21 protein-coding genes are annotated in these 22,636 nt (G+C 37.7%); 15 read left to right on the plus strand and 6 right to left on the minus strand.

Translation table 11 applies throughout. The features are described 5' to 3' along the window. Nucleotides 1-17: 17 nt before the first annotated feature. Nucleotides 18-338, minus strand: a complete 321-nt coding sequence (gene metJ, locus P20495_RS11360; RefSeq protein WP_007378651.1) for a met regulon transcriptional regulator MetJ — start codon at nucleotides 336-338, stop codon at nucleotides 18-20. Nucleotides 339-537: 199 nt separating this feature from the next. Here metJ and metB point away from each other — a divergent pair, with 199 nt between their 5' ends. Beyond that, the gene (gene metB / locus P20495_RS11355; RefSeq protein WP_008135890.1) at nucleotides 538-1,785 is read left to right on the plus strand and encodes a cystathionine gamma-synthase; all 1,248 of its coding nucleotides are present in this window, start codon (nucleotides 538-540) and stop codon (nucleotides 1,783-1,785) included. Between the two features lie 5 nt (nucleotides 1,786-1,790). Then, nucleotides 1,791-4,136 carry a bifunctional aspartate kinase/homoserine dehydrogenase II gene (metL, locus tag P20495_RS11350; protein ID WP_008135892.1) on the plus strand — a complete coding sequence of 782 codons (2,346 nt, stop codon included), beginning with the start codon at nucleotides 1,791-1,793 and terminating at the stop codon, nucleotides 4,134-4,136. 44 nt (nucleotides 4,137-4,180) lie between these two features. Here metL and P20495_RS11345 read toward each other — a convergent pair whose 3' ends face one another. Beyond that, the gene (locus P20495_RS11345) at nucleotides 4,181-6,682 is read right to left on the minus strand and encodes a penicillin-binding protein 1A (RefSeq protein WP_008135893.1); all 2,502 of its coding nucleotides are present in this window, start codon (nucleotides 6,680-6,682) and stop codon (nucleotides 4,181-4,183) included. A 131-nt stretch (nucleotides 6,683-6,813) separates the two neighbouring features. Here P20495_RS11345 and P20495_RS11340 point away from each other — a divergent pair, with 131 nt between their 5' ends. The 9 genes from P20495_RS11340 (at nucleotide 6,814) to P20495_RS11305 (ending at nucleotide 15,683) form a co-directional block, all read left to right on the plus strand. Beyond that, nucleotides 6,814-7,893, plus strand: a complete 1,080-nt coding sequence (locus P20495_RS11340) for a pilus assembly protein PilM (protein ID WP_007378655.1) — start codon at nucleotides 6,814-6,816, stop codon at nucleotides 7,891-7,893. Further along, nucleotides 7,881-8,453, plus strand: a complete 573-nt coding sequence (locus tag P20495_RS11335) for a PilN domain-containing protein (protein WP_007378656.1) — start codon at nucleotides 7,881-7,883, stop codon at nucleotides 8,451-8,453. The genes P20495_RS11340 and P20495_RS11335 overlap by 13 nt, the downstream gene beginning before the upstream one ends. Beyond that, on the plus strand, nucleotides 8,443-9,048 hold the full coding sequence (locus tag P20495_RS11330) for a type 4a pilus biogenesis protein PilO (RefSeq protein ID WP_007378657.1): 606 nt from the start codon (nucleotides 8,443-8,445) through the stop codon (nucleotides 9,046-9,048). Before P20495_RS11335 ends, P20495_RS11330 begins: the two co-directional genes overlap by 11 nt. Continuing rightward, a complete protein-coding gene (locus P20495_RS20485; RefSeq protein ID WP_007378658.1) occupies nucleotides 9,045-9,581 on the plus strand; it encodes a pilus assembly protein PilP in 537 nt (178 codons plus the stop codon). Before P20495_RS11330 ends, P20495_RS20485 begins: the two co-directional genes overlap by 4 nt. Then, nucleotides 9,568-11,661 carry a type IV pilus secretin PilQ gene (locus P20495_RS11325; RefSeq protein WP_033015621.1) on the plus strand — a complete coding sequence of 698 codons (2,094 nt, stop codon included), beginning with the start codon at nucleotides 9,568-9,570 and terminating at the stop codon, nucleotides 11,659-11,661. Before P20495_RS20485 ends, P20495_RS11325 begins: the two co-directional genes overlap by 14 nt. A gap of 184 nt (nucleotides 11,662-11,845) precedes the next feature. Then, nucleotides 11,846-12,364 (plus strand): shikimate kinase AroK, encoded by a 519-nt coding sequence (aroK, locus tag P20495_RS11320; protein ID WP_006793103.1) that lies wholly within the window; start codon nucleotides 11,846-11,848, stop codon nucleotides 12,362-12,364. A gap of 26 nt (nucleotides 12,365-12,390) precedes the next feature. Continuing rightward, on the plus strand, nucleotides 12,391-13,461 hold the full coding sequence (gene aroB, locus P20495_RS11315; RefSeq protein ID WP_008135901.1) for a 3-dehydroquinate synthase: 1,071 nt from the start codon (nucleotides 12,391-12,393) through the stop codon (nucleotides 13,459-13,461). Then, nucleotides 13,462-14,760 (plus strand): AAA family ATPase, encoded by a 1,299-nt coding sequence (locus P20495_RS11310; RefSeq protein WP_008135903.1) that lies wholly within the window; start codon nucleotides 13,462-13,464, stop codon nucleotides 14,758-14,760. 53 nt (nucleotides 14,761-14,813) lie between these two features. Next, a complete protein-coding gene (locus P20495_RS11305) occupies nucleotides 14,814-15,683 on the plus strand; it encodes a Dam family site-specific DNA-(adenine-N6)-methyltransferase (RefSeq protein ID WP_008135905.1) in 870 nt (289 codons plus the stop codon). Here the strand turns inward: P20495_RS11305 and P20495_RS21550 are convergent. Both P20495_RS21550 and P20495_RS11300 read right to left on the minus strand, forming a co-directional pair. Then, the gene (locus P20495_RS21550) at nucleotides 15,628-15,813 is read right to left on the minus strand and encodes a DUF2970 domain-containing protein (protein ID WP_081824543.1); all 186 of its coding nucleotides are present in this window, start codon (nucleotides 15,811-15,813) and stop codon (nucleotides 15,628-15,630) included. The genes P20495_RS11305 and P20495_RS21550 overlap by 56 nt on opposite strands. Nucleotides 15,814-15,817: 4 nt before the next feature. Then, nucleotides 15,818-16,117: a hypothetical protein gene (locus P20495_RS11300; protein WP_007378665.1), complete on the minus strand. Its 300-nt coding sequence runs from the start codon at nucleotides 16,115-16,117 to the stop codon at nucleotides 15,818-15,820. A gap of 216 nt (nucleotides 16,118-16,333) precedes the next feature. Between P20495_RS11300 and rpe the strand changes: the two genes are divergently transcribed. From rpe to trpS, 3 genes are read left to right on the plus strand one after another with little or no spacing between them, the layout of a single operon-like run. Further along, complete coding sequence (gene rpe, locus P20495_RS11295) at nucleotides 16,334-17,017, plus strand: ribulose-phosphate 3-epimerase (RefSeq protein WP_008135908.1); 684 nt, start codon at nucleotides 16,334-16,336, stop codon at nucleotides 17,015-17,017. Further along, nucleotides 17,017-17,682 carry a phosphoglycolate phosphatase gene (locus P20495_RS11290; protein ID WP_008135910.1) on the plus strand — a complete coding sequence of 222 codons (666 nt, stop codon included), beginning with the start codon at nucleotides 17,017-17,019 and terminating at the stop codon, nucleotides 17,680-17,682. Before rpe ends, P20495_RS11290 begins: the two co-directional genes overlap by 1 nt. 32 nt (nucleotides 17,683-17,714) lie before the next feature. Beyond that, entirely contained in the window at nucleotides 17,715-18,719 is a 1,005-nt protein-coding gene (gene trpS / locus P20495_RS11285) for a tryptophan--tRNA ligase (RefSeq protein ID WP_008135912.1), read from the plus strand. A 116-nt stretch (nucleotides 18,720-18,835) separates the two neighbouring features. Here the strand turns inward: trpS and P20495_RS11280 are convergent, their stop codons facing one another. Together P20495_RS11280 and P20495_RS11275 are read right to left on the minus strand one after the other, a co-directional pair. Beyond that, a complete protein-coding gene (locus P20495_RS11280; protein WP_008135914.1) occupies nucleotides 18,836-19,762 on the minus strand; it encodes a TraB/GumN family protein in 927 nt (308 codons plus the stop codon). 36 nt (nucleotides 19,763-19,798) lie between these two features. After that, complete coding sequence (locus tag P20495_RS11275) at nucleotides 19,799-20,164, minus strand: hypothetical protein (protein ID WP_008135916.1); 366 nt, start codon at nucleotides 20,162-20,164, stop codon at nucleotides 19,799-19,801. A 282-nt stretch (nucleotides 20,165-20,446) separates the two neighbouring features. On the opposite strand from P20495_RS11275, the gene P20495_RS11270 reads away from it, so the two are divergent. Continuing rightward, the gene (locus tag P20495_RS11270) at nucleotides 20,447-22,591 is read left to right on the plus strand and encodes a transcriptional regulator (RefSeq protein WP_008135918.1); all 2,145 of its coding nucleotides are present in this window, start codon (nucleotides 20,447-20,449) and stop codon (nucleotides 22,589-22,591) included. Nucleotides 22,592-22,636: the final 45 nt, after the last annotated feature.

Here is a 22,636-nt window from a genome sequence, read left to right on the forward strand (position 1 = left end):
TATTTTACTTTATCTATTTATTCGTCATCTAAAACAGGGACTTCTAACCCCATTTCTTGCATTATTTTTTTCACTTCTTCTGGTACTTTTTCAGCGTTATCTTTACGTAAGTCATCGTCATTAGGTAAAGGTTGGCCTGTAAATGCATGTAAAAACGCTTCACATAGCAGCTCACTGTTTGTTGCGTGACGCAGGTTATTAATTTGACGACGAGTACGTTCGTCAGTTAATACCTTTAATACATTCAGTGGGATCGAAACGGTGATCTTCTTAACTTGTTCTGATTTTTTCCCGTGTTCTGCGTATGGGTGAATATACTCACCATTCCATTTAGCCATAAGATGTATCGTTGCCTCAGATTATTAATTGCTCACATGCGCTAAAATGCGTGTGAATATGCGTGAAATTCTATCGATTTAAAAAAGATAGTCAAATACTAGTTGTTTGGCCATCTAGCTGTTTAAATGTTTTGACATCTCAAATTGAATAAACTACTCTTTTAGACGTCTAAACATCCAAATTAATCAGGTGACGAATATGAGCGAAAAAAACAAAGCAACCATTGCGGTCCGTAGTGGCGTTGAAGCCGATAAACACCACGGTGCAGTGGTCGCGCCAATCTATTTATCGACTACTTATTCGTTTGCCGATTTTGATACTAAACGCCAATATGATTATGGCCGCAGCGGTAATCCTAACCGCGATATCTTAGCTGAGACCCTTGCTGAGCTCGAAGGGGGAGTACGCGGCATAATTACAGCCACAGGCATGGCGGCTGTACATTTAGCAACTCAGCTGCTTAATTACGATGACACGTTAGTGATCCCACACGACTGCTACGGTGGAAGCTACCGTTTATTTACGTCCCTGCAAAAGCGTGGCTTGCTAAAGCTTGAGGTTTTAGATTTAACAAAACCAGAAAGTCTTCAAAAAATATTAGTAATTAAACCAAAACTCATTTGGATTGAAACACCAAGTAACCCTGTACTACGTTTAACTGATATTAAAGCGGTTACTGATATTGCTAAGCAGTGTGGCGCACTGGTGGCCGCTGACAATACATTTTTATCGCCTGCTTTACAAAATCCGATTAAGTTTGGTGTAGATATTGTGGTGCATTCAACCACTAAATATATTAACGGACACTCAGATGTAGTGGGCGGTGCTGTTATTGCTGCAACACAAGAGATCGGTGACGAGCTTGCTTGGTGGGCTAATAACATTGGTATCACAGGGGCACCTTTTGATAGCTATTTAACGCTTCGTGGTTTACGTACTTTAAATGTGCGATTAAGGCAGCATCAAGAAAATGCATTAGCAATAGCTAAGTATCTCGAAGAATCTGAGTTCGTTAGCCAAGTTTATTACCCTGGGCTTGAGTCGCACCCCCAACATGAATTAGCGAAAGCACAGCAGCTTGGTTTTGGTGGCATGGTTAGCTTTGATATTAAAGGCGACATAAACGATGCTGCGGCTTTTTTAACTAGTCTACATAACTTTAGTTTAGCTGAGTCGCTAGGCGGCGTTGAGAGCTTAATATGCCACCCTGCGACCATGACGCATGCAGGGATGGATGCAACAGCGCGCTTAGAAGCCGGCGTTGGTGATACGCTTATTCGTGTTTCTGTCGGAATAGAAGACATTGAAGATTTATTAGCAGATCTTGAACGTGTATTTACACTTGTAAAACCTGGCAGAAAAAACAATACAAATCGATTAACTAAAGGTGCGGGAACATCGAGCGGTGATGCTAAGTTAAGTGCCGCTTACCCCGCGCTTTGGTAACGAACATGACTAAAAATATACATAAATTTGGCGGTTCGAGTTTAAGTTCAGCGCAGCGTTACAAAAGTGTTGCGGGTATTATATTAGAGCACACACAACCTGGTGATTGCGTTGTGGTATCAGCAGCTGGGAAAACAACCGATACACTAGTTAAGTTATGGCAAAGTTACCAGCAGCAAGATACACATGTAATTACTGATATTTTATTACAGTTAAATAATCATCAAATAGATTTAATAGAGCAGTTATTACAAGCTAATACAAAGCGTAACGCTCTAAAAATATTGAATGAAGAGCTATCAACAATAACGCTGTTAGCGCAAACAGGGCAGCTACAAGAAGCCCAATTGCTTGCTCATGGAGAGTTATGGTCAGCACGCGTACTCGCTGCTTACCTGCAGGAGCTTAATGTTGATGCGTGTGTTCACGATGCGCGTGCTTTATTTACATTAAATGATGGGCAGTTATTACATGAACAAAATACTCAACAGTGCGCAAACTTAATTGCGCATAATAAAATTAACGTTGTAACTGGATTTATTGCAGCTAATACAGCAGGGGATACTGTAACGCTTGGTCGTAATGGAAGTGATTATAGTGCGACCTTACTCGCTAATTATTGTCATGCAAAACAAGTCTGTATTTGGACTGATACACAAGGTGTATTTAGTACCGACCCTCGTAAAGTTAGTAAAGCGATTAAATACGCGAAGGTGTGTCGTGGACAGGCCAATTTATTAGCACGGCTAGGTAACCCCGTATTGCATGCTAAAACATTATCTCCTCTTAAAAATACGGATATAAAATTATCAGTACGAAGTAGTTTTGATGCACAAGCTAGCTCTACTGACATCGTTAAAGAAGGTAGTGCCAAACAAAAGCGCTTTATAACAACGTTACAAAATATTGATTTATTAATAGTTGAAAACTTAAGTGAAGGAGATATTGCGCATGTGAGTCAGCTTATTCAGCATAGCTTGCATCACTTTAGTCAAAATGGTGAGACGTACTTAGTTGTGCCAGCTATTTCGACGCATCAGGTTATTAGCTATTTTGAAGGTCGAGCTAATATTAACGAATCGAGCTTACACGGGTGTGCTGTGATAGCGCCAGAGCAAGATATTAGTAAATTGCACTTATTGGCGATTAATTTATTAAATGCACATGCGATTGAACCACGATTTGCACACCAAGATAGCGGCTATATTTTATTACTTACTGATCAAGTGATTGATAGCGATATACTTAGCATATTACACGATAAGCTGATTAACAAAGGGCAGGAAATTGCTTTAATAGTCGCTGGACTTGGTAATGTAGGTGAGGTGTTTATTGAACAGTTATCTACTCAAGTTGAGCGCTTATCAGATGACTTTAGTATTAAGCTTGTTGGCTTAGTGCGCTCTCAAAAAATGCTTTTTAATCCTAATGGGATTGGTGTATCGCAATGGAAAACCCAGTTTCAACTTGAAGCGTCTGATTATCAAAACCAAACATTATTAAATGCAATTGATGAACTTGATTACGAACATAAAGTGATTGTAGATATAACAGCGAGTGAAAAGTTTAGCCGGTTATATCCTGATTTTGTAGAAATGGATTGTCATTTAATAAGTGCTAATAAGTATGCAGGTACAGCTCCTACTAATTGGTATAAAGCACTACGTACAAGTATCTCTGAACGCAACTTACATTGGCGTTATAACACCAGTGTGGGGGCTGGTTTACCTATTAATTTTGCGCTTGCTGATTTACAAAATAGTGGCGATAAAATAACACGTATTGAGGGCGTATTTTCTGGGACGTTATCGTGGTTGTGTAGTAAGTATGATGGTTCGATTATATTTTCAGATTTAGTGCTCGAAGCGCAAAAAATGGGTTTTACGGAGCCCGATCCTCGCGAGGATTTATCTGGGCGTGATATGCAGCGAAAATTGCTTATTTTAGCCAGAGAGTTGGGGGTTGAATTAAATCTTGAGGATATTAGTCTTTCGGCATTGATGCCTGATGAGCTTGCGCAAGGGAGTTGGGATGATTTTTTAAGTAAAAAATCCCAGTTAGATAGCTTTATTCAAGAGCATGCAAAGAGAGCTAAGGCACAAAATTCGGTGCTTCGTTATACAGGCTTGCTCGAAATCGCAGAAAATGAAGTAATAGCGAAAGTCGGTATCGCGTATGTATTACAAAGTGATGTTTTGGCTAGTTTAACGCCAGGAGATAATATTTTTGTTATAAATAGTAAGTGGTATAGCGATAACGCGCTCGTTATCCAAGGCCCTGGTGCTGGTAAAGAGGTCACTGCAGCGGGTGTACATTCTGATTTGTATTGGCTGGTCCAAAATTTAAGGTAGCATTACGGCAGCCTAAAGTGGCTGCCGTTTTTATTTAACGCTATTTAAAATAGCTCTTCTTCTGTTTTTGTATCTTCCTCAAATATATCGGTAGGTTGGGAAAGTACATACTTAGTTGGGGCTGTACCTTTGTCAAAATATTCAAAGCGGCTTGTGTAATCGTTTTTGTGGCTCAGTAAACCTGTTGCTAAATCAATACGAATAGATACTAAGTCTTCGGGTGGTTCTATAGGCGCTTCTGGTGCATCTTCAAGTGCCACTTTCATAAACTCAATCCATGCTGGTTGCGCCGTTTTAGCCCCTGACTCTGCCCCTGAGATTTGACTGCTATCAAGGTTGTTATTATATGTTGAGCGGCCTAGCGAGTTACCGGGGTTATCAAACCCAACCCATACAGACGTTAGTACATTACGATTAAAGCCACTAAACCAAGTATCTACTGAGTCATTAGTCGTGCCTGTTTTACCTGAGAGATCACGTCTCTTTAATGCTTGAGCACGCCAGCCTGTTCCGCTCCAGCCTGTTTTATGTGCCCAACTACCACCGCCCCAAATACCACTATGCATTGCATCAGCAATTAAAAATGCATTCTGTTTAGAGATAATCCGTGGTGCGCATTTTTTTTCTTGTTGCTTTTCAGTTTCGAAATTCTGCATTGTTACATCGTTGTTCAATACGCTTAACGTACTATCGCTATCGTCACAAGCTTCTGTTGGATTTGTTTTAAATAACACGTCACCATAAGCATCTTGAATTTCAGAAATGAAGTAGGGTTCTATTAAATGCCCGCCATTTGCAAAAGCACTCATACCGCGTGCAAGTTCAAGCGGCGTAATAGAAGCGCTACCAAGCGCAAGTGATTCACTGCGATTAATATCTGAATTTTTGAAGCCAAATTTTAGTAGGTGCTCTGCCGTACGCTGTAGGCCAACTCCGCGTAACAAGCGCACCGAAATAACGTTTTTAGATTGTGCTAAAGCACGACGAATACGAATAGGTCCATTATAAACAGCGGGGCTGTTTTTTGGTCGCCATGCAACACCTTGGCTTTTATCCCATTGGTTAATTGGTGCATCGTTTAATATTGAGGCTAAGGTGTAGCCTTTTTCCAGTGCAGCAGAGTAAATAAAAGGTTTTATATTAGAGCCTACTTGGCGCTTAGCTTGTACTGCTCGGTTATATTGACTTTGTTCGAAACTATAACCACCCACAATCGCTTTAATGCGCCCATTTTGTGGGTCAAGAGAAACGATGGCACTAGATGGTTCAGGAATTTGGCTAAGTAAATAGCTACCGTCGGTATTTTTACGTAACCAAATTTGTTCGCCGGGTGCGAGTATTTCATTAGTTGCTTTAGGTGCAAAGCCTTGACGATAACGCGTGATGTATTTACGAGCCCACTTTAGGTTATCCCAAGTTAGTGTGGTTTGCTCGCCACTTTTAAGTAATACATCAGCTGTTTTGTCATTCACTGCGATTACAACGGCCGCTTTTAATTGGCCAAACTCATTTACAGATTTTAGCTCACTGAGTATTTGAGACTTGCTAAATACAGGCTGTGTTTCTGGATCCCACAACGTTTTAACAGAGCCTCTATAACCATGGCGCATATCATAATTGTGTAAATTATTGATGAGTGCTGTTTGTGCCGCTTTTTGAACTTGTGACTCAACAGTAGTAAATATTTTATAACCTGAGTTATAGGCTTTATCGATTCCGTAACGTGCCACCATTTCTGCACGCACCATTTCAGAAATATAAGGAGCATACAGATCAATTTCTGCACCGTGAAAATAAGCTGTAATAGGTTGCCTGATGGCATCGTTGTATTGTGTTTGTGTTATGTAGTTTTCTGTTAACATGCGGCCAAGAACAACATTGCGACGAGATTTTGCGCGAGTTGGGTTACGGATCGGGTTTAAGGCTGATGGCGCTTTGGGTAAGCCGGCAATCATCGCCATTTGGGCAAGTGTAAGATCTTTTAATTCTTTTCCGTAATATACCTGTGCAGCAGCGCCAATACCAAAAGCACGGTTACCTAGTTCTATTTTGTTTAAATAGAGTTCAAGAATTTCGTCTTTCGTTAGTAAATTTTCTATATGAAGCGCTATAAAAATTTCTTTAACTTTACGAATATAAGCTTTTTCACGAGTTAAGAAGAAGTTTCGAGCTAGCTGCATTGTTATTGTACTTGCACCTTGCTTTTTTTCGCCTGTTGAAATCAAAACCAATGCAGAACGAACAATACCAATAGGGTCTATTCCCACATGGTCATAAAAACGATTATCTTCAGTTGCTAAAAATGCATTTATTAAAGGTTTTGGTATTTCGTCAATCGTTACGGGGATCCGTCTTTTTTCACCAAATTGATTGATCAGAAGGCCATCTTTAGTGAATACTTGCATAGGAGTTTGTAATTGCACATCTTTTAAAACTTGCACACTTGGAATATCAGGTTTAACGTAGTAATAAAGACTGATTAAAGTAATCAGCCCAAGTAATGTGCAAATGATAAAAAATTGTAAAGTTCGTTTTAATAAAATCACTTATATTTCCCTAAATGGACTCCCAATTATGTATGGAGACTGCTAGTATATATTGATTAAAAAATGAATAATATTTTTTAAGATAAAAATTATAACTTGTTTATTATTAAAACAAAGGCCAAGTTTCAAACATGCTAAGTCAACTATTTCAAAAGCCGTCAAAAATGATGGTAGGAATTGATATTGGATCGCACTCTATCAAGGCGGTACTTTTAAGTGAAATTGAAACTGGATTTCGTCTTGAAGCATTAGCGATTGAACCAATGCCTAAGGGCGCAATGAGCGAACGTATTATTCAAGATATTGAAGCAATTGGTAATGTAATATCAAAATTAAAAAGAAAGTTACCAAAATCACTAAAATCTGCTGCTGTAGCCGTCTCTGGCCAAACAGTTATTACTAAAGTTATTTTTATGGATGTGTCATTAACTGACGCTGAACTTGAATCACAAATTGAAATTGAGGCTGATAGCCTTATTCCATACCCCCTTGATGAAGTTAGCTTAGATTTTGAAAAATTATCAACAAATGAAGCCGATCCAAGTAAAATGAATGTGTTACTTTCTGCAGCCCGCACAGAAAGTGTCGAAGCGCGAGTTGGCGCTTTAGAAGTTGCAAATTTAGAAGCGAAAGTTGTTGATGTAGAAAGCTATGCATTGAGCCGTTCGATGGATGTTTATTACAAGCAGTTACCAAGCGATGCCTTTAATAAGTGTGTTGCTGTAGTTGATATTGGTGCTGTGTTGATGTTGGTGAGTGTTGTACAAGCCGGTGAAACAATATATACCCGCGATCAAGTTTTTGGCGGCGATCAATATACCAATAGTATTGTTGCTTACTATAATAAAGGGTTCGATGAAGCTGAAATTGGAAAAACATCGGGTGATCTTCCGCCAAATTACACTTTTGAAGTACTTGCTCCTTTTCAAACATCATTACTTCAACAAGTACGTCGAGCGGTACAGATGTTTTTGACTACCAGCGGTAAAGACCAAATTGATTATATTGTTCTAACCGGTGGAACTGCCATGATAAATGGGCTAGATCGTTTATTAATAGAAGAACTTGGTATCCACTCCATTGTTGTAGAACCGTTTACGAATATGGAAATTTCTCCCAAGGTAGACCGTAATGTAATGCAACGCCATAGAACACAGTTTGCTATTGCGACAGGACTGGCATTAAGGAATTTTTCATCATGCCACATATAAATTTATTACCTTGGCGTGAATTGCAACGCGAAGAGTCAAAAAAGAAATTTGTTACTATTTTAATTGCTGTTGTTATTGTTTGTTTTGCAAGTATGTATGTATTGAACTCGTTCTATACTGCTTTAAAGGATGGACAGAATTTAAAAAATAACTACCTCAGTTCAGAAATTAGTCTATTAGATAAGAAAATTAGTGATATTAGAGATTTAGATTATAGGAAAGAAAACTTACAACAACGTATGCATCTAATTGAAGAATTACAGAGCAGTCGTAACTTAGGCACTCAAATAATGGATGAAGTTGCTAAAATAGTCCCCGCTGGTGTTTATTTAACTAAGTTAGAACGTCGAGGCAATAGAATTCATGTATTAGGGCGCAGTGAATCAAATAACCGCCTCTCCAACATGCTTAGAGAAGTACAAAACTCATATTTATTAGAGCGCCCAACAATGCAAGGCATTGTTGCTGGCAATCAATCTTCTCGTTTACTTAGTGATTTCAATATGGAGTTTTACGTTAAACCATTTGATAAAATTGGTGAGGTTCCAAATGAACCTTGATTTAAAAGCGTTTAGTGATATTGATTGGAATGAGATTGAACTTGATAATATTGGCGAATGGCCAATTGCTGTTAAGGTTATTTGCGCTACATTTGTTGCTGCTTTAGTGCTGTTTTTTAGTTATAGCTTATTGGTATCTGATGAAATTGATAGTTACCATAATGCGGTTACAAAAGAAGTTGAATTACGGACAACTTATCGTACCAAATATGCTGTAGCCAGCAGGCTTGATATTTATCGTGAACAAATGCTTAAAATGGAGGAGAAATTTTCTCAATTATTAAAGCGTTTACCTACCTCAAATGAAACCCCTGGTTTGTTAGATGATTTATCTTATGTGGGAACTACAAGTGGTTTAACTTTTTTAAAGATTGGCTGGCTGCCAGAAGTTGAAAAAGAATTTTATACTGAGCTACCTATTAAAATAGAGGTTGTAGGTACTTATCATGAGTTTGGTGAATTTGTGGGAAAAGTGGCTCAATTGCCGCGTATTGTGAGCTTACATGACTTTTCTATTTCATCCTCAGGCGAAAAGCAGTTAACATTTAGTGTGGTGGCAAAAACTTATCGCTATGAAGAAGGGGAGGTAAAGTGAAGCATTTTTCCTTTATTCCTATAGTTGCTCTCCTGCTAAGTGGTTGTAACGACGATACCTCAGAACAAAAAGAGTTTATAGATCAAGTTAAAGCGAGTACGACTGCTAGAGTTGAAGCAATTCCTGAATTAACAAAGTTCGAGCATTTTGAATATAACGCTGGGCAGCTAAGGAGTCCTTTTGTGGCCCCGCAGCCTGAAATAATCCAAAACAAATTAACTCAAGTTAAAAATTGTTTACATCCGGATCCTGAACGCCAACGTGAAACCTTAGAAAAATACCCACTGGATAATTTATCTATGAAAGGAACAATCGGATCAAGTGGACAAGCTTGGGCGCTCATTACAGCTACAGACGATACTTTACATCGTATTACAGTCGGTAATTATTTAGGTAGCTATGATGGCAAAGTACAATCAGTAAATAATGATTATATTGAGTTAATAGAATTAATCCCAGATGGGTCTGGTTGTTGGAAAGAGCGCCTGACTAAATTAGAAATGTTAGAGGCGGCAACCAATGGCGCAGGTTAATAACAAAAAAGGTAAGAACAAAATGCATAAGGGTGTACTTTGGCACAACCGTATTCAACGAGCTCTATTTGCAACTTTAGCTCTGGTTATAGCCAATTCAGCTATTGCAGCGCCGTTGCTCTATGATATTCGTTATAACCCATTACTCAAGGGTGAAACCGAGTTGCAGCTGGTATTTGATGAAAAGTTAACGCAAGAACCAAAAATACAAGTATTTAATAGCCCGGCACGAATTGAAATGATGTTTGATTCGGCACAATTAGAGCAAGGTCTTGAAAATGTACAGGTAAACCAAGCTGGCATTAATAATGTTACTAATGTACTTACTGATAAGGGATTAAAAGTAACAATAAATCTTACTCGTTTGAAAATCTATGAGACGGAAGTTAATAATAATTTAGTGTCTTTACGTGTTTCTGATAACCCATTAACAGAGCAAGACGTTGATGATGAAGCAACTAGCTCTGATGCAGTGTCTGGAAATTATATCAATCGGATTCAGTCTATTGACTTTCGTCGGGGGGAGAAGGGCGAGGCAAAAATACTGGTGTTCTTACAAGATACGCAAGCCGCAATAGAAGTGCATGAAAGTGGTGGTAAAATTATTGCTGATTTTCATCATACAGATATTTTAGATGACTTACTGTATGAGTTAGATGTGCTCGATTTTGGCACCGTAGTAAGCAGCATTGAAACTTTTAAAGAAGATGGATTAAGCCGCGTTGTTATTGAACCAAATGCCGCTTTTACTTTTACCTACCAACAAATAGATAATATTCTTACTTTAACGGTGGAAAAAGACGAAACGCAAAATGCATATTTAGATGGCGGTAAAGATTACCAAGGCCGCCTAATGACATTAAATTTTCAAGATATTTCTGTTCGTGCAGTGTTACAAATCATAGCGGGCTATAATGACTTTAATTTAGTCACTAGTGACTCGGTGACAGGCAATATTACATTACGCTTAGATGGCGTGCCTTGGGATCAGGCGCTTGATGTTGTACTTAAAATTAAAGGCTTAGACAAGCGTATGGATGGTTCTATTTTGATGGTTGCCCCATCAGAAGAGCTTGCAGCACGTGAAGCTAAAGATTTACAAGCAAAGCAGAACGTAGAAAACTTAGAGCCGCTTTACAGTGAATACATTCGTTTAAACTACGCAAAAGCAGAAGAGTTTGCTGATTTATTAAAAACAGATACAAATAGTATTATCACTCAACGTGGTAGCGTATCTGTTGATAAGCGTACTAATACATTATTACTCAAAGATACGGCCAAAAGTATTGAGAGCGTGCGACGCATGGTCGAAACACTTGATATAGCGGTTAGACAGGTTGTAATCGAATCACGTATGGTAACCGTACGTGATAATGTAACCGAAGATTTAGGTGTGCGCTGGGGGTTTAGCGACCAGCAGGGCAGTGATGGCATATCAGGTACACTTGAAGGCGCTAATACAATATCAAATGGTATCATTCCTGATATCTCTGATCGTTTAAACGTGAATTTACCCGTGACAAACCCATCAGCAAGTATCGGCATGCATATCGCCAAGTTAGCTAACGGTACTTTGATTGATTTAGAGTTAACAGCTCTTGAGGAAGAAAACAAAGGTGAGATTATTGCGAGCCCTCGTATTACTACTGCAAACCAACAACAAGCACGAATAGAGCAAGGTACTGAAATACCTTATGTTGAGTCAGCTTCTAGTGGTGCGACAACGGTTAGCTTTAAAAAAGCAGTACTGAGTTTACAAGTAACCCCTCATATAACTCCTGATAATAAAGTTATTTTGGATTTAATTATTACTCAAGATACGCGAGGAGATACAGTTCAAACAGGAACTGGGCCAGCTGTTGCAATTGATACTCAGCAAATTCAGACACAAGTGCTAGTGGAAAATGGGCAAACAATCGTGCTCGGCGGTATTTTTCAGCAGCAAATCATAAATTCGACTAAAAAAGTACCTCTACTTGGTGATATTCCGTACTTAGGAAGGCTGTTTAAGAGTACAAGTGAGTTTAACGAAAAGAGAGAATTACTTATTTTTGTAACACCAAAAATACAAATAGACTAAAATTAGGCGTATTTTTGTTAACCAATGGGCGATTATTCAGATTAATTGCTCGTTATATGGCTTTTTATTCTAATTGACTTGAAATACCCCAGCAATTACTGAGATAATCCCCTCCTTAATTTTGGGGCCAGGTCGTTAGGCGGGGTTTTATTTCAAATTTTAGAGTTCGTTTGTACTAAAAGATATGGCTGAGAAACGTAATATATTTCTAATTGGCCCCATGGGGGCTGGAAAAAGCACAATTGGTCGTCACATTGCCGATCAATTACACCTTGAATTTGTTGATTCTGATCAAGAAATCGAACGCCGTACCGGTGCAGATATTGCCTGGGTGTTTGATCTTGAAGGTGAAGAAGGCTTTAGACTTCGTGAAGAATCTGTTATTGGCGACTTAACTGAGATGCAAGGTATTGTACTTGCAACTGGTGGTGGTTCAGTAATGAGTAAAGAAGTTCGAAACAAGCTTTCTGCTCGCGGTATAGTAGTATACCTAGAGACACCTATAGAAAAGCAAGTTGCACGCACACAACGCGACAAGCGTCGCCCATTGCTGCAAACTGAAGAAGCACCTCGTGATGTACTAGAGCGCTTAGCAGAAGAACGCGAACCGTTATATAAAGAAGTGGCTGATTTTGTTGTACGCACTGATGAGCAAAGCGCTAAAGTTGTTGCTAACCAAATCATCGAGAAATTAGATTTTTAAAAACCAATAATAAAGGAAGACTGAGCATGCTTGAATTAACTGTTAATTTGGACGAGCGAAGTTATCCTATATATATTGGTCAATCTGCACTTCAAGATAATGGCCGCCTAATTCACTACATTGGTGATTGTCGGCCTATCATCATTACTAATGACACAGTTGCACCTTTATATCTACAAGGGCTACTTGATTCGTTAGCTGAGCTAAAACCACTCTCTTTTGTCATACCTGACGGTGAGCAATACAAATCACTAGAATGGTTTGAAAAAATATCTGCTTTTTTACTCCAAAATAACTGCGGTCGTGATACGTGCTTAATTGCATTAGGTGGTGGTGTTATAGGTGACTTAACTGGGTTTGTAGCTGCATGTTACCAACGCGGTGTGCCATTTATTCAAATACCAACCACATTGTTATCGCAAGTAGACTCATCAGTTGGTGGTAAAACAGCTGTAAATCATCCTTTAGGTAAAAATATGATTGGGGCATTTTATCAGCCACAAGCGGTTTTTATTGATACCAAATCTTTGCATACGCTACCAGCAAGAGAGTTTGCTGCCGGTATGGCTGAGGTTATAAAATATGGATTGATTTATGATACTGAATTATTTAGTTATTTAGAAAAAAACGTAAAAGACTTACAGCAATTAAATGAAGCGTGTTTACAGCATATTATTTTTAGATGTTGTGAAATTAAAGCTTTAATTGTTGCTCAAGATGAAAAAGAGCAAGGCCTTAGGGCACTTTTGAATCTGGGTCATACATTTGCCCATGCGATTGAAGCGCAAATGGGTTACGGTATTTGGCTACATGGTGAAGCTGTTGCAACAGGAATGGTGCTTGCCGCACAACTTGCTCATACACGCAAAGACTTGGGTGCTGATGAAGTGGCACGTATTATTGATGTTATTACGCAATATAACTTACCAACTAAAATACCTACAGAAATGACAAGCGAGCAGTTTTTAACGCATATGCGTAAAGACAAAAAGAATAAAAAAGGTACAATTCGGTTTATTTTACCAACCCAATTTGGTCAATGCGCATTAGTTGATGATGTATCTGACGACCAAGTTCGAGCCTTAATCGAGCAATAAATGCAGTCACAAATTTTACCAAGCCGTGCGGCTTTGGTGGATAGAATCGCATTGCAATTTGAATACGGGCAAAACCTTATCGTTTTACTTGGCACATCAGGGCTAGGTAAAAGTTATATGCTCGAAACCTTCATTACCGATAAATATAATGACTTCAATAAAGCTTTTGTACAAGTAACAGGAAAAATGACTGATACTCAGCTTATGAGTCAGTTATTAGAACAAAGCTTTAATGCTCCTTTGGTGGATCATAACTTAAGCTTATCTGAAAACTATTATCAATTGCTTCAACAGCAAACATGTGGGCCTTGTTTGTGGGTGCTTGACGGTGGTAGACATCTCTCAGAAGAAATACTCATTGAGCTTGAGTCATTGGCTAAAATGAGTCCAAGTACCTTGTATATTATGGTCGCTTCACAATCAAAACTGTTTTTTAATGATGTTGTTGAAATTTATTTAGAGCCTTTAAGTCTACGAGAAAGTAAGCAGCTTATGAGTTGGTACTTCACTGCTCTTCCTTATGACGAGGATCCTGTTTTCCAGACTTTTTTGTCTGAAGCTCGAGGGAATCCTAGCTTATTGTTGGCATGGCAACCCACTGAACATGTGGCAGATTTTACAGTCAAAGATAAAGTATCGTGGCGATTACACTTATTAACTTTACTGTTGATAATAATGTTCTTAATTATAGGTTTATTGTATAAATCAAATATGACGCAATGGTGGCAGCAATATCATCAGCAGGAGCAACCTGAGTTGCTAACGTTAGCCATTCCAGTGAGTGAAGTAAGTCATCGACTCATGTCTCCTAATGAAGCGCCTATCCCCCAAATACTTCCAGATGTAATAAACGAGACGAAGCTTAAAGAGCACCAGAATGATGTGCCCGCAATTATGCAAAGCTTAAAAAAAGCGAGCGTAGAAACGGAACGGTTAGCTACAAATATAAAAATAGCTGAAGAGCCACCTAAACCGCAAGTGAAGAATGAACAATCAGATGTTGAAAAGAATTGGTACTTACAACAGCCTACTCACCACATTGTAATTCAGTTATTAGCCGTAACACAGCAGCAAATTAGTATTGAGTTTATGACTAAATATGAACTGGAAGGTGAGGCCTATACTTATCAAACTAAAAGAAACAACAAAATTTGGTGGGTAGTTACGTTTGGTAATTTTGCGATTTTAGAGGATGCAAAATTGGCAATGAAAACATTGCCTTCTGACATTTTAAAAAATAAACCTTTTTATAAAAAAATTAGCAAAATAAAACAAGAAATAGCACTAGTTGATCAGTAAATTAAATCGCTTTAGTGTAAAATCGCGTAACACCAGATTGAAGTAAAGAGCCAATGCAGCAAAAGAGTAGAGCCTTCCTTAAATGGGCTGGCGGAAAATACAGCCTCGTTGATGATATTAACGCGCGACTAAACCAAGCAAGCAAGCAAGCAGACACTTTGGTTGAACCTTTTGTTGGTGCTGGATCGGTGTTTTTAAATAGTAATTTTAAACATTATATTCTTAATGATATAAATGCAGATTTAATAAACTTATACAAAGAACTAAGAAATTCACCAGATGAGTTTATTAGTGATGCAAAAAAGCTATTTGTTGATTTGAATAACCATCCTGACGCTTACTATGAGTATCGTGTACAGTTTAATCAAAGCCGCGATGTATATGAGCGATCAATGTTATTTTTGTACATGAACCGTTATGGTTATAACGGGTTGTGTAGATACAACTTAAAAGGTATTTTTAATGTGCCTTTCGGTAAATATAAAAAGCCTTATTTTCCTGAAAAAGAAATGTATTTTTTTGCCGCGAAAGCTCAGCAAGCAACTTTCACCTGTTTAGATTACGATGATGTATTTAAATTGGTACCCGAGAATGCAGTTATCTATTGCGACCCGCCATATGTACCCTTAAGTAAAACTGCATCATTCACCTCTTATGCAAAGGGTGGCTTTAATTTAGATGATCAGGCTAACTTAGCTAATTTGGCAGAGCGGGCAGCATTTGAAAATAATACACCAGTACTTATATCTAACCACGATACAGTATGGACACGAAAGATTTATAGCCAGGCATCATTGGATCAAATTCAAGTAAAGCGGACTATTAGCCCTAAAGGCGGTTCTCGTAATAAAGTAGATGAGTTAATGGCTATGTATTTACCACTAAAGCAACAATCGCGTAAATCGAAAATACAAAAACTATAAAAAGCACAATCGCAATTATAATTATTGAATATGGAGAGTGTTTTTTGAAGTCTGAATTGCGTTTGCTTTCTGATTGAACGCCAAAAAATGCTGCTAGCACACTTTGTAACGCGCTAAAAAATTGCAGCATTATATTAAAATAGAGGATTTAAAGATGGCGCTTTTTTCGAATCATCTGAGCTGGTAAGTAGTTCTAATAAATCTAAATAATGAAACTGCGCACTTCTACTATCACCAGTAATCCACGAAACCCAAGATGAATCCTCTTCTATCTTAATACACACTTCTGCAGTATTTTTAGAAACCACAGATAGATTTTGATAATGGCAATTATTTACTGAGCTAATTTCTGGCTCAGAATTTGGAGAGAAACTAAACGCCCCAATAAACAATAATGCCGATGCAATTAATATCCCTGTTTTAAAAGCTCGCATATGTAGGCCTAATTATTTGTTACTTTTTTAATCATACCAAAGGTTGGTTAAATAACAAACTTAAATATTTAAGATAATAGTGAATAATTATTAAAAATAATAACTTAACTATTCTTTTTAATTTTAGGGATCCATCATTATCTTTTATCCGTTCTTGGGTAACTTCATTAATTAAGTTACATTAACGCAATACACTATTTATTGATGGAGTTAATCATGTTTAACCCAGAGCAAAAATATTTAATTGCCCCTTCTATTTTGTCTGCTGATTTTGCAAAACTAGGCGAAGATGTTGATAAAGTACTCGATGCGGGTGCTGACGTGGTTCATTTTGATGTGATGGATAATCACTATGTACCTAATCTCACAATTGGCCCAATGGTGTGTAAAGCACTCAGAGATTACGGTATAACAGCACCTATCGACGTACATTTAATGGTAAAACCTGTAGATAGTCTTATTCCACTGTTTGCAGAGGCTGGCGCATCAATTATTACTTTTCATCCAGAAGCCAGTGAACACGTTGATCGTACAATACAGTTAATTAAAGATCATGGCTGTAAAGCAGGCTTAGTGTTTAACCCTGCAACGAGTCTAAGTTACTTAGATCATGTTATTGATAAGCTAGATACCATTTTACTAATGTCGGTAAACCCTGGGTTTGGCGGGCAAAGCTTTATCCCTCATACGCTTGAAAAATTACGCCAAGCTAAGCAACGCATTATTGAATCGGGTCGAGATATTCGCTTAGAGGTTGATGGTGGCATTAAAGTCGATAATATTGCAGCAGCGGCTCGAGCGGGTGCAGATATGTTTGTGGCAGGCTCCGCTATTTTCAACCAACCTGATTACAAAGTGGTGATTGATCAAATGCGTGAGCAGCTTGGAAGTGTAAAATAATGAAGTACGACGTCGCCTTATTTGATTTAGATGGTACTTTGGTTGATAGCGTTTACGACTTGTATATTGCTATTAACCTAACCTTGAGTGACCTCGCTTTTCCTATCGTTAGCCAACGCTTAGTTGAAAGCTGGGTAGGTAATGGCATAGAAGTACTCGTTAAGCGTGCTTTGAGTGGCGATATGCAAGTGAGTGAACATTTAGACGAGTCACTTAGTGATAAAGCAATATCACGGTTTTATAAGCACTATGAACAACAAGTTGGTGAGTATAGTGTGCTGTACCAAAACGTGGAAACTGGGCTTGCAGCACTTCGTGGTATGCCAAAAGCACTAATCACTAATAAGTCTCGAATTTTTACAGAGAAACTACTCGATAAACTGGCACTAACGAGTCATTTTGATGTGATTGTATGCGGTGACGACATGGCAAAAAAACCGTCGCCAGAACCATTGCTATTTGCCTGCAAAAAACTAAATGCGGAGCCTAATAAAGCCATAATGATAGGTGATTCTAAAAGCGATATACTTGCAGCTAAAGCCGCTAATATAGACGTAATTGCACTTAGTTATGGCTATAACCAAGGTGAAAATCTTAAGGATTACAATCCACAGTACCTATGCGATAACTTCTTAGATATAATACCTGTTCTAACGCAGCGTTAAATATTATTCATTAAGCAAAATAAAGGAAAATCATGAGTAAACCAGTAGTTTTAAGCGGCATTCAGCCAACCGGTGGTATGACAATAGGCAACTATGTTGGCGCTATTAACCAGTGGCTAAAGTTACAGGAAGACCACGAAAGTTTCTTTATGTTAGTAGACTTACACGCTATTACTGTTCGCCAAGAGCCTGAATTACTGCGCTCTCGCGTGTTAGATGGTATTGCTCTTTACGCGGCATGTGGCATTGATCCTGAAAAATCTGCGTTATTTGTACAATCACAAGTACCTGAGCACGCACAGTTAGCATGGGTATTAAATTGTTACGCGCAAATGGGTGAGCTTAATCGAATGACTCAGTTTAAAGACAAGTCATCTAAGCATGCAAATAACGTAAACGTGGGCTTATTTTCATATCCGGTATTACAGGCTGCGGATATTTTATTATACCAAGCTGATCAAGTACCAGTAGGGGATGACCAAAAGCAGCATTTAGAGCTGACTCGCGATATAGCCACACGCTTTAATAATTTATATGGCGACGTATTTAAATTACCAGAACCGTACATTCCACAGTTTGGTGCACGCGTAATGAGCTTGCAAGATCCACTTAAAAAGATGTCTAAGTCTGACGAAAACCCAAATGGTTACATCATGTTATTAGATGAGCCTAAGCAAATTGTGAAAAAGCTTAAAAAAGCAGTAACTGATTCAGATGAACAAGCACGTATTTATTTTGATCGCACAGAAAAGTCTGGCGTATCAAACTTGCTTACTTTATTGAGTGTTGCAACTAAACGTTCAATTGAAGACCTAGTGCCTGAGTATGAAGATAAAATGTATGGCCACCTGAAAAAAGATACAGCAGATGCAGTTGTCAACATGATTGAGCCAATTCAAGCACGCTTTAAAGAGATCAGAGATGATCAAAATCTACTTGATAGCATAATGAAATCAGGTGCTGAAAAAGCAAGTGTACGTGCTGAGAAAACATTGAAATCAGTTTACGATGCACTTGGTTTTATACCTCGCGGGTAAGTTTATTAAAATAAAAAAATAGCCGCTTGTTAGCGGCATTTTTTATATAGCACATATCAACATGATAGACCCAAATAGAAACAGTAGCGATATAGCTAGTTTGTCTGTTTTATCCATTATTCAGCCCCTCTTACTGTTATATCTGCCGTGCTATCAACACTGACTAAAGTAACGCTATAGCCTTTGTTTTCAAGTAATGTGAGTAAACTATCTTGTCCTGCAAGATGGGTAACTCCAACAAGTACAAACTCATTTTTATCGTTATTAAACATGGCTTCTACTTTTGGTAACCAATCATTATTTCTATCTGTAATAAGCTGTTTATAGCTATTCGGATCATTTTTCTGCATATCTTCAAGTGCCACTTTATTTAGGGTGTCTGTATCACCTTTGCGCCATGCAGCTAAAAGCCCTTTAAACATATCGCTATAGTTGTGAAGCTCGGCTAAGTTACGTTTAATGAAATCGTTTTCGTTGCCTTGACCCATTGTTTTAAAAAGCTCTAACTGAAATTCCATTGTTTCTAAGTAATTTTTTGTTTTGTTATCTTCAGTCGCTTTTTTAGTAAAGTAAGCATCAACCCCTTCACCCATTATATTTTGTTTTTGAAGCTCCATCGACATTAAAACAATACTAACCATAGCAGGGCGATAACCATCTAACTTAGCTAGGTTAGCGCCAAACTCGCTAAGCTTATTTTCAAGTGAAGCTTTAATCTGGGGTTCTAGCTTTTGACTTAACGTTTCGTTATTTTTATACGATAGCGCGCCTAACATTTGCATTTGCATTTGTGCATTGGTGTTGGCTGGGTCAGGTAACGGTGCTTCTAAAATAATTGTATCTGCTTGTTCATAAGCATGGTTAAACTCAGCGGGCAGTGGCATTTCAGCTTTAGGTAGTATGTGAACTGTACCGCCAATAAATAGTGAGTCATTGCCATTACTTACTTGCCATACAGAGCTTTGAGCCTGTGCTGTATTTGCTAAAAAGCTACAGCTAAGTAATACGCTGGCAGATACTAATTTTTTTGTGAATTTTTTCATGATAATTCCTTAATATAACTTTTAATTTTATTGTTTTTAGTTCGATAACACATTGCTGAAATATGTAGTGATTGACGATGTTACCTTTGAAAGGCTTTTATCAATTTGCGTGTTTATTTTGCTCATTGAAGAGTCAAGCTCAGCTGATATTTTTTCATCCATTAAAGAAAGTAACGTTTGCGTATCAATATTACTTTTTAAAGACTCAGAAGCGTCTATTTTGTTTGCTTTTTGCAGCTTTTGATTAACAGGGTTAATCGCCTCTATACTTTCACCAATCATGTATTGCTCAAAATTACTTTGAACGGTGTGTTGTTTAGCGTCAGCTGCAATAACTGAAGTAGTATTAAAAGCAGTTGCTAGTAGTAAAGCCGGTAGTACTTTTTTCATTGTGCTGTTCATAATTAAACCTTTTATATTTTTTGCTGCAGCCAATTTAGAATCACAAATGATTTTTTACTAAGCTGCTTGTTGATGACGGTTTAAAGAATATCGCTGAATTTATTAAGAGTCGCTTATCTAGTTATGAGCAATTAATAGATAAGGTTTTAAAGCTAAATAATTGTTTAAATTTAGTATGTTATCTTTAAACCTTATAATGCTAATATAAGGTTTAAAATGCTTTTTCTATAAAATGAAGTGTAGATGTGATACGGTTTATAAAAATAAAAATACGTAAAGACTATGAATTATCAAATCGGACCTTGGCAATTTATTAGTAATCGCTGTGTGATTACTTCAAACCATTTAGAAAGGGAATTAGATCCACTTTTAGTAAAGTTATTACTCCACTTCATAGACAAGCCTCAACAAATCGTTTCCCGCCAAGAGCTTATTGAGAGTGTATGGCAACAGAGCTTTGTTGATGATAATGCGATTAACCGTGCAATCTCAGAGTTAAGAAAGCAGCTTGCCCACCCAATTGAAAAAGCGCCGCTTTTAAAAACGCATTACCGTAAAGGATATAGCCTAACAGTAATACCTGAGCGTTTAACGCAAGCAAACGTTTCCAAAGAGTCTGCAAACATTTTGCCTGACTCACCGGGTATTTCTGCCAAAAATGAAGAGATAGCTACTGCAACTACTTCTCAACCAGTTCAAAGAAAGAATAGTAAAAAGTTTTTGATTTATTCTTTACTCGTCATTATTTGCCTGTGCTTTTTAGTATGGTTTGGGTTGTTTTTTATTAATGCACCTTCTAGCGAAAAGATTAAACAGATCACGGTTAATAAGGTAGCAAGCACGTGGAATATAGGCAGTGAGGTTCACCCTGAGATGTCCTCAGATAAACAATATTTAGCTTATACAAATGTTGAACCTGAAAATGACATAATGCATGCATTTGTAAAGCGGCTTTCTGATCAAAGGGAAGTTGAAATTACCTATCCTGGCTTTCAAGTATCTATTTTATCGTGGCAGTTAAATCAGCACTCTGTGTTGTTACAAGCGACCAACTTAAAGCAGCAAAAGTGTGAAATGGTTCTCGTTGATTTAAGCCAGTTTCCTGTTATAGGAGAGGCTACTTTAATTAAAAAGTGCGACCTTAGATACACAGGTTATGCGCAAGTAGACGAAAGTGGTGAGCATATTTATTACACCGAATATAAAAATGAGCATGAGGGTTCAGGTTTATATAAATATGATTTAGAACTTAAAAAAGAATTCATAGTGATCCCACCACCAGGCGTCATGTATGGCGTAATCATGCCTCGTTTATCTCATTCTGGTAGTAAAATAGCATATGTACTTAGTCAAAAGGGTAAGCCTTTTTCTGTATTTAGCTACAACTTTGAGACCCATGAAACCAAGCGGTTATTTAAAGCAAAGAAAAGCATAATTAGCTTCGCGTTTGATTGGCTTGCAGACGATAAAGGCGTGATTGTTTTTGAAGACTCTGAGCTTTCAACCATTGTGTTTGATGAAAATAATATTATTAAACGCACACTAACGGTTACCCCAGCAATTTCACCTTATTATATTGCAGTTCACTCTGATAACAGCCTATTTTACTCGGAAAATATGACACAGGCATACTCGCTTATTAAAGCTACAGACCCTTTTGGTGATAATCCTGAGTATGAAGCACTTTATAAAAGTGATAAAGACGAGTACAACATTGCTGAAATAATTAATAAGGAAGGGACAGCACATGTTTTTGTATCAGAGCGTTCTGGCAGCAGTCAATTGTGGCTCTCTCAAAATGGTCTTACAAAGCAACTTAGCTTTTTTAATTACGATGATGGCTCATCAACTTTTGTATTAGGAGGACTAAGAGCCTCTCCTAATAAGCAACGCATGATATTCATGAAAAATAAAGGTTTTTCACTTTATGACGTAAACGCTCAAAAATTTTATCCATTTGAAGAATTTAATAAGCATAAAATAGTAAGCTATATTTGGTCAAAAAATAACGACAGCATTATTTATGTTAAGCGACTTGGTTCAAAAAATATATTGGCAGAATTTAATTTAGTAACACGTGATACACGTGTAATAGAAGGTATAAAAGCTAATAAACTCATTTCAGATAGTAAAGGTAACGGGTACGTAACCAATGATAATCAGTTAATTCGCCTTTCAGATAGGCAAAGCTGGGAATTACCTAAAAACGCCAAAAAGTCAGTTGCGTATGGAGTTAGCAAAGACTATTTCTATTATTCAGATTCTATTTCTAGAGTCGCTAGACTAAATTTACACGATCAAACTATACAAGATATACACGTGGACTTTCGACCTATTGGTTTTGAAGTGAATTCAGATAACGAAATTTTATTCACGGGTGCTAAATACAAAGATATGCAAATTATACAAATTAGTTGGGATGAATAAAAAGTTTATCAAGGACTAACAGTCGGGAGCTAAAATATAAAAAAC

The sequence above is a fragment of the Pseudoalteromonas sp. BSi20495 genome (assembly GCF_000241185.1).
GTDB lineage: Bacteria > Pseudomonadota > Gammaproteobacteria > Enterobacterales > Alteromonadaceae > Pseudoalteromonas > Pseudoalteromonas fuliginea.

Bases quoted from the DNA above. Each gene is read 5' to 3' on its own strand.
- P20495_RS11280 (WP_008135914.1), bottom strand. From the start codon at position 19,762: ATGAAAAAATTCACAAAAAAATTAGTATCTGCCAGCGTATTACTTAGC.
- aroB (WP_008135901.1), top strand. From the start codon at position 12,391: ATGCTTGAATTAACTGTTAATTTGGACGAGCGAAGTTATCCTATATAT.
- P20495_RS11305 (WP_008135905.1), top strand. From the start codon at position 14,814: ATGCAGCAAAAGAGTAGAGCCTTCCTTAAATGGGCTGGCGGAAAATAC.
- rpe (WP_008135908.1), top strand. From the start codon at position 16,334: ATGTTTAACCCAGAGCAAAAATATTTAATTGCCCCTTCTATTTTGTCT.
- P20495_RS11310 (WP_008135903.1), top strand. From the start codon at position 13,462: ATGCAGTCACAAATTTTACCAAGCCGTGCGGCTTTGGTGGATAGAATC.
- P20495_RS11340 (WP_007378655.1), top strand. From the start codon at position 6,814: ATGCTAAGTCAACTATTTCAAAAGCCGTCAAAAATGATGGTAGGAATT.
- P20495_RS11325 (WP_033015621.1), top strand. From the start codon at position 9,568: ATGGCGCAGGTTAATAACAAAAAAGGTAAGAACAAAATGCATAAGGGT.
- P20495_RS11300 (WP_007378665.1), bottom strand. From the start codon at position 16,117: ATGCGAGCTTTTAAAACAGGGATATTAATTGCATCGGCATTATTGTTT.
- metL (WP_008135892.1), top strand. From the start codon at position 1,791: ATGACTAAAAATATACATAAATTTGGCGGTTCGAGTTTAAGTTCAGCG.
- P20495_RS21550 (WP_081824543.1), bottom strand. From the start codon at position 15,813: ATGCTGCAATTTTTTAGCGCGTTACAAAGTGTGCTAGCAGCATTTTTT.
- metB (WP_008135890.1), top strand. From the start codon at position 538: ATGAGCGAAAAAAACAAAGCAACCATTGCGGTCCGTAGTGGCGTTGAA.
- P20495_RS11335 (WP_007378656.1), top strand. From the start codon at position 7,881: ATGCCACATATAAATTTATTACCTTGGCGTGAATTGCAACGCGAAGAG.
- P20495_RS11330 (WP_007378657.1), top strand. From the start codon at position 8,443: ATGAACCTTGATTTAAAAGCGTTTAGTGATATTGATTGGAATGAGATT.
- P20495_RS11270 (WP_008135918.1), top strand. From the start codon at position 20,447: ATGAATTATCAAATCGGACCTTGGCAATTTATTAGTAATCGCTGTGTG.
- P20495_RS11275 (WP_008135916.1), bottom strand. From the start codon at position 20,164: ATGAACAGCACAATGAAAAAAGTACTACCGGCTTTACTACTAGCAACT.
- trpS (WP_008135912.1), top strand. From the start codon at position 17,715: ATGAGTAAACCAGTAGTTTTAAGCGGCATTCAGCCAACCGGTGGTATG.
- P20495_RS11290 (WP_008135910.1), top strand. From the start codon at position 17,017: ATGAAGTACGACGTCGCCTTATTTGATTTAGATGGTACTTTGGTTGAT.
- aroK (WP_006793103.1), top strand. From the start codon at position 11,846: ATGGCTGAGAAACGTAATATATTTCTAATTGGCCCCATGGGGGCTGGA.
- metJ (WP_007378651.1), bottom strand. From the start codon at position 338: ATGGCTAAATGGAATGGTGAGTATATTCACCCATACGCAGAACACGGG.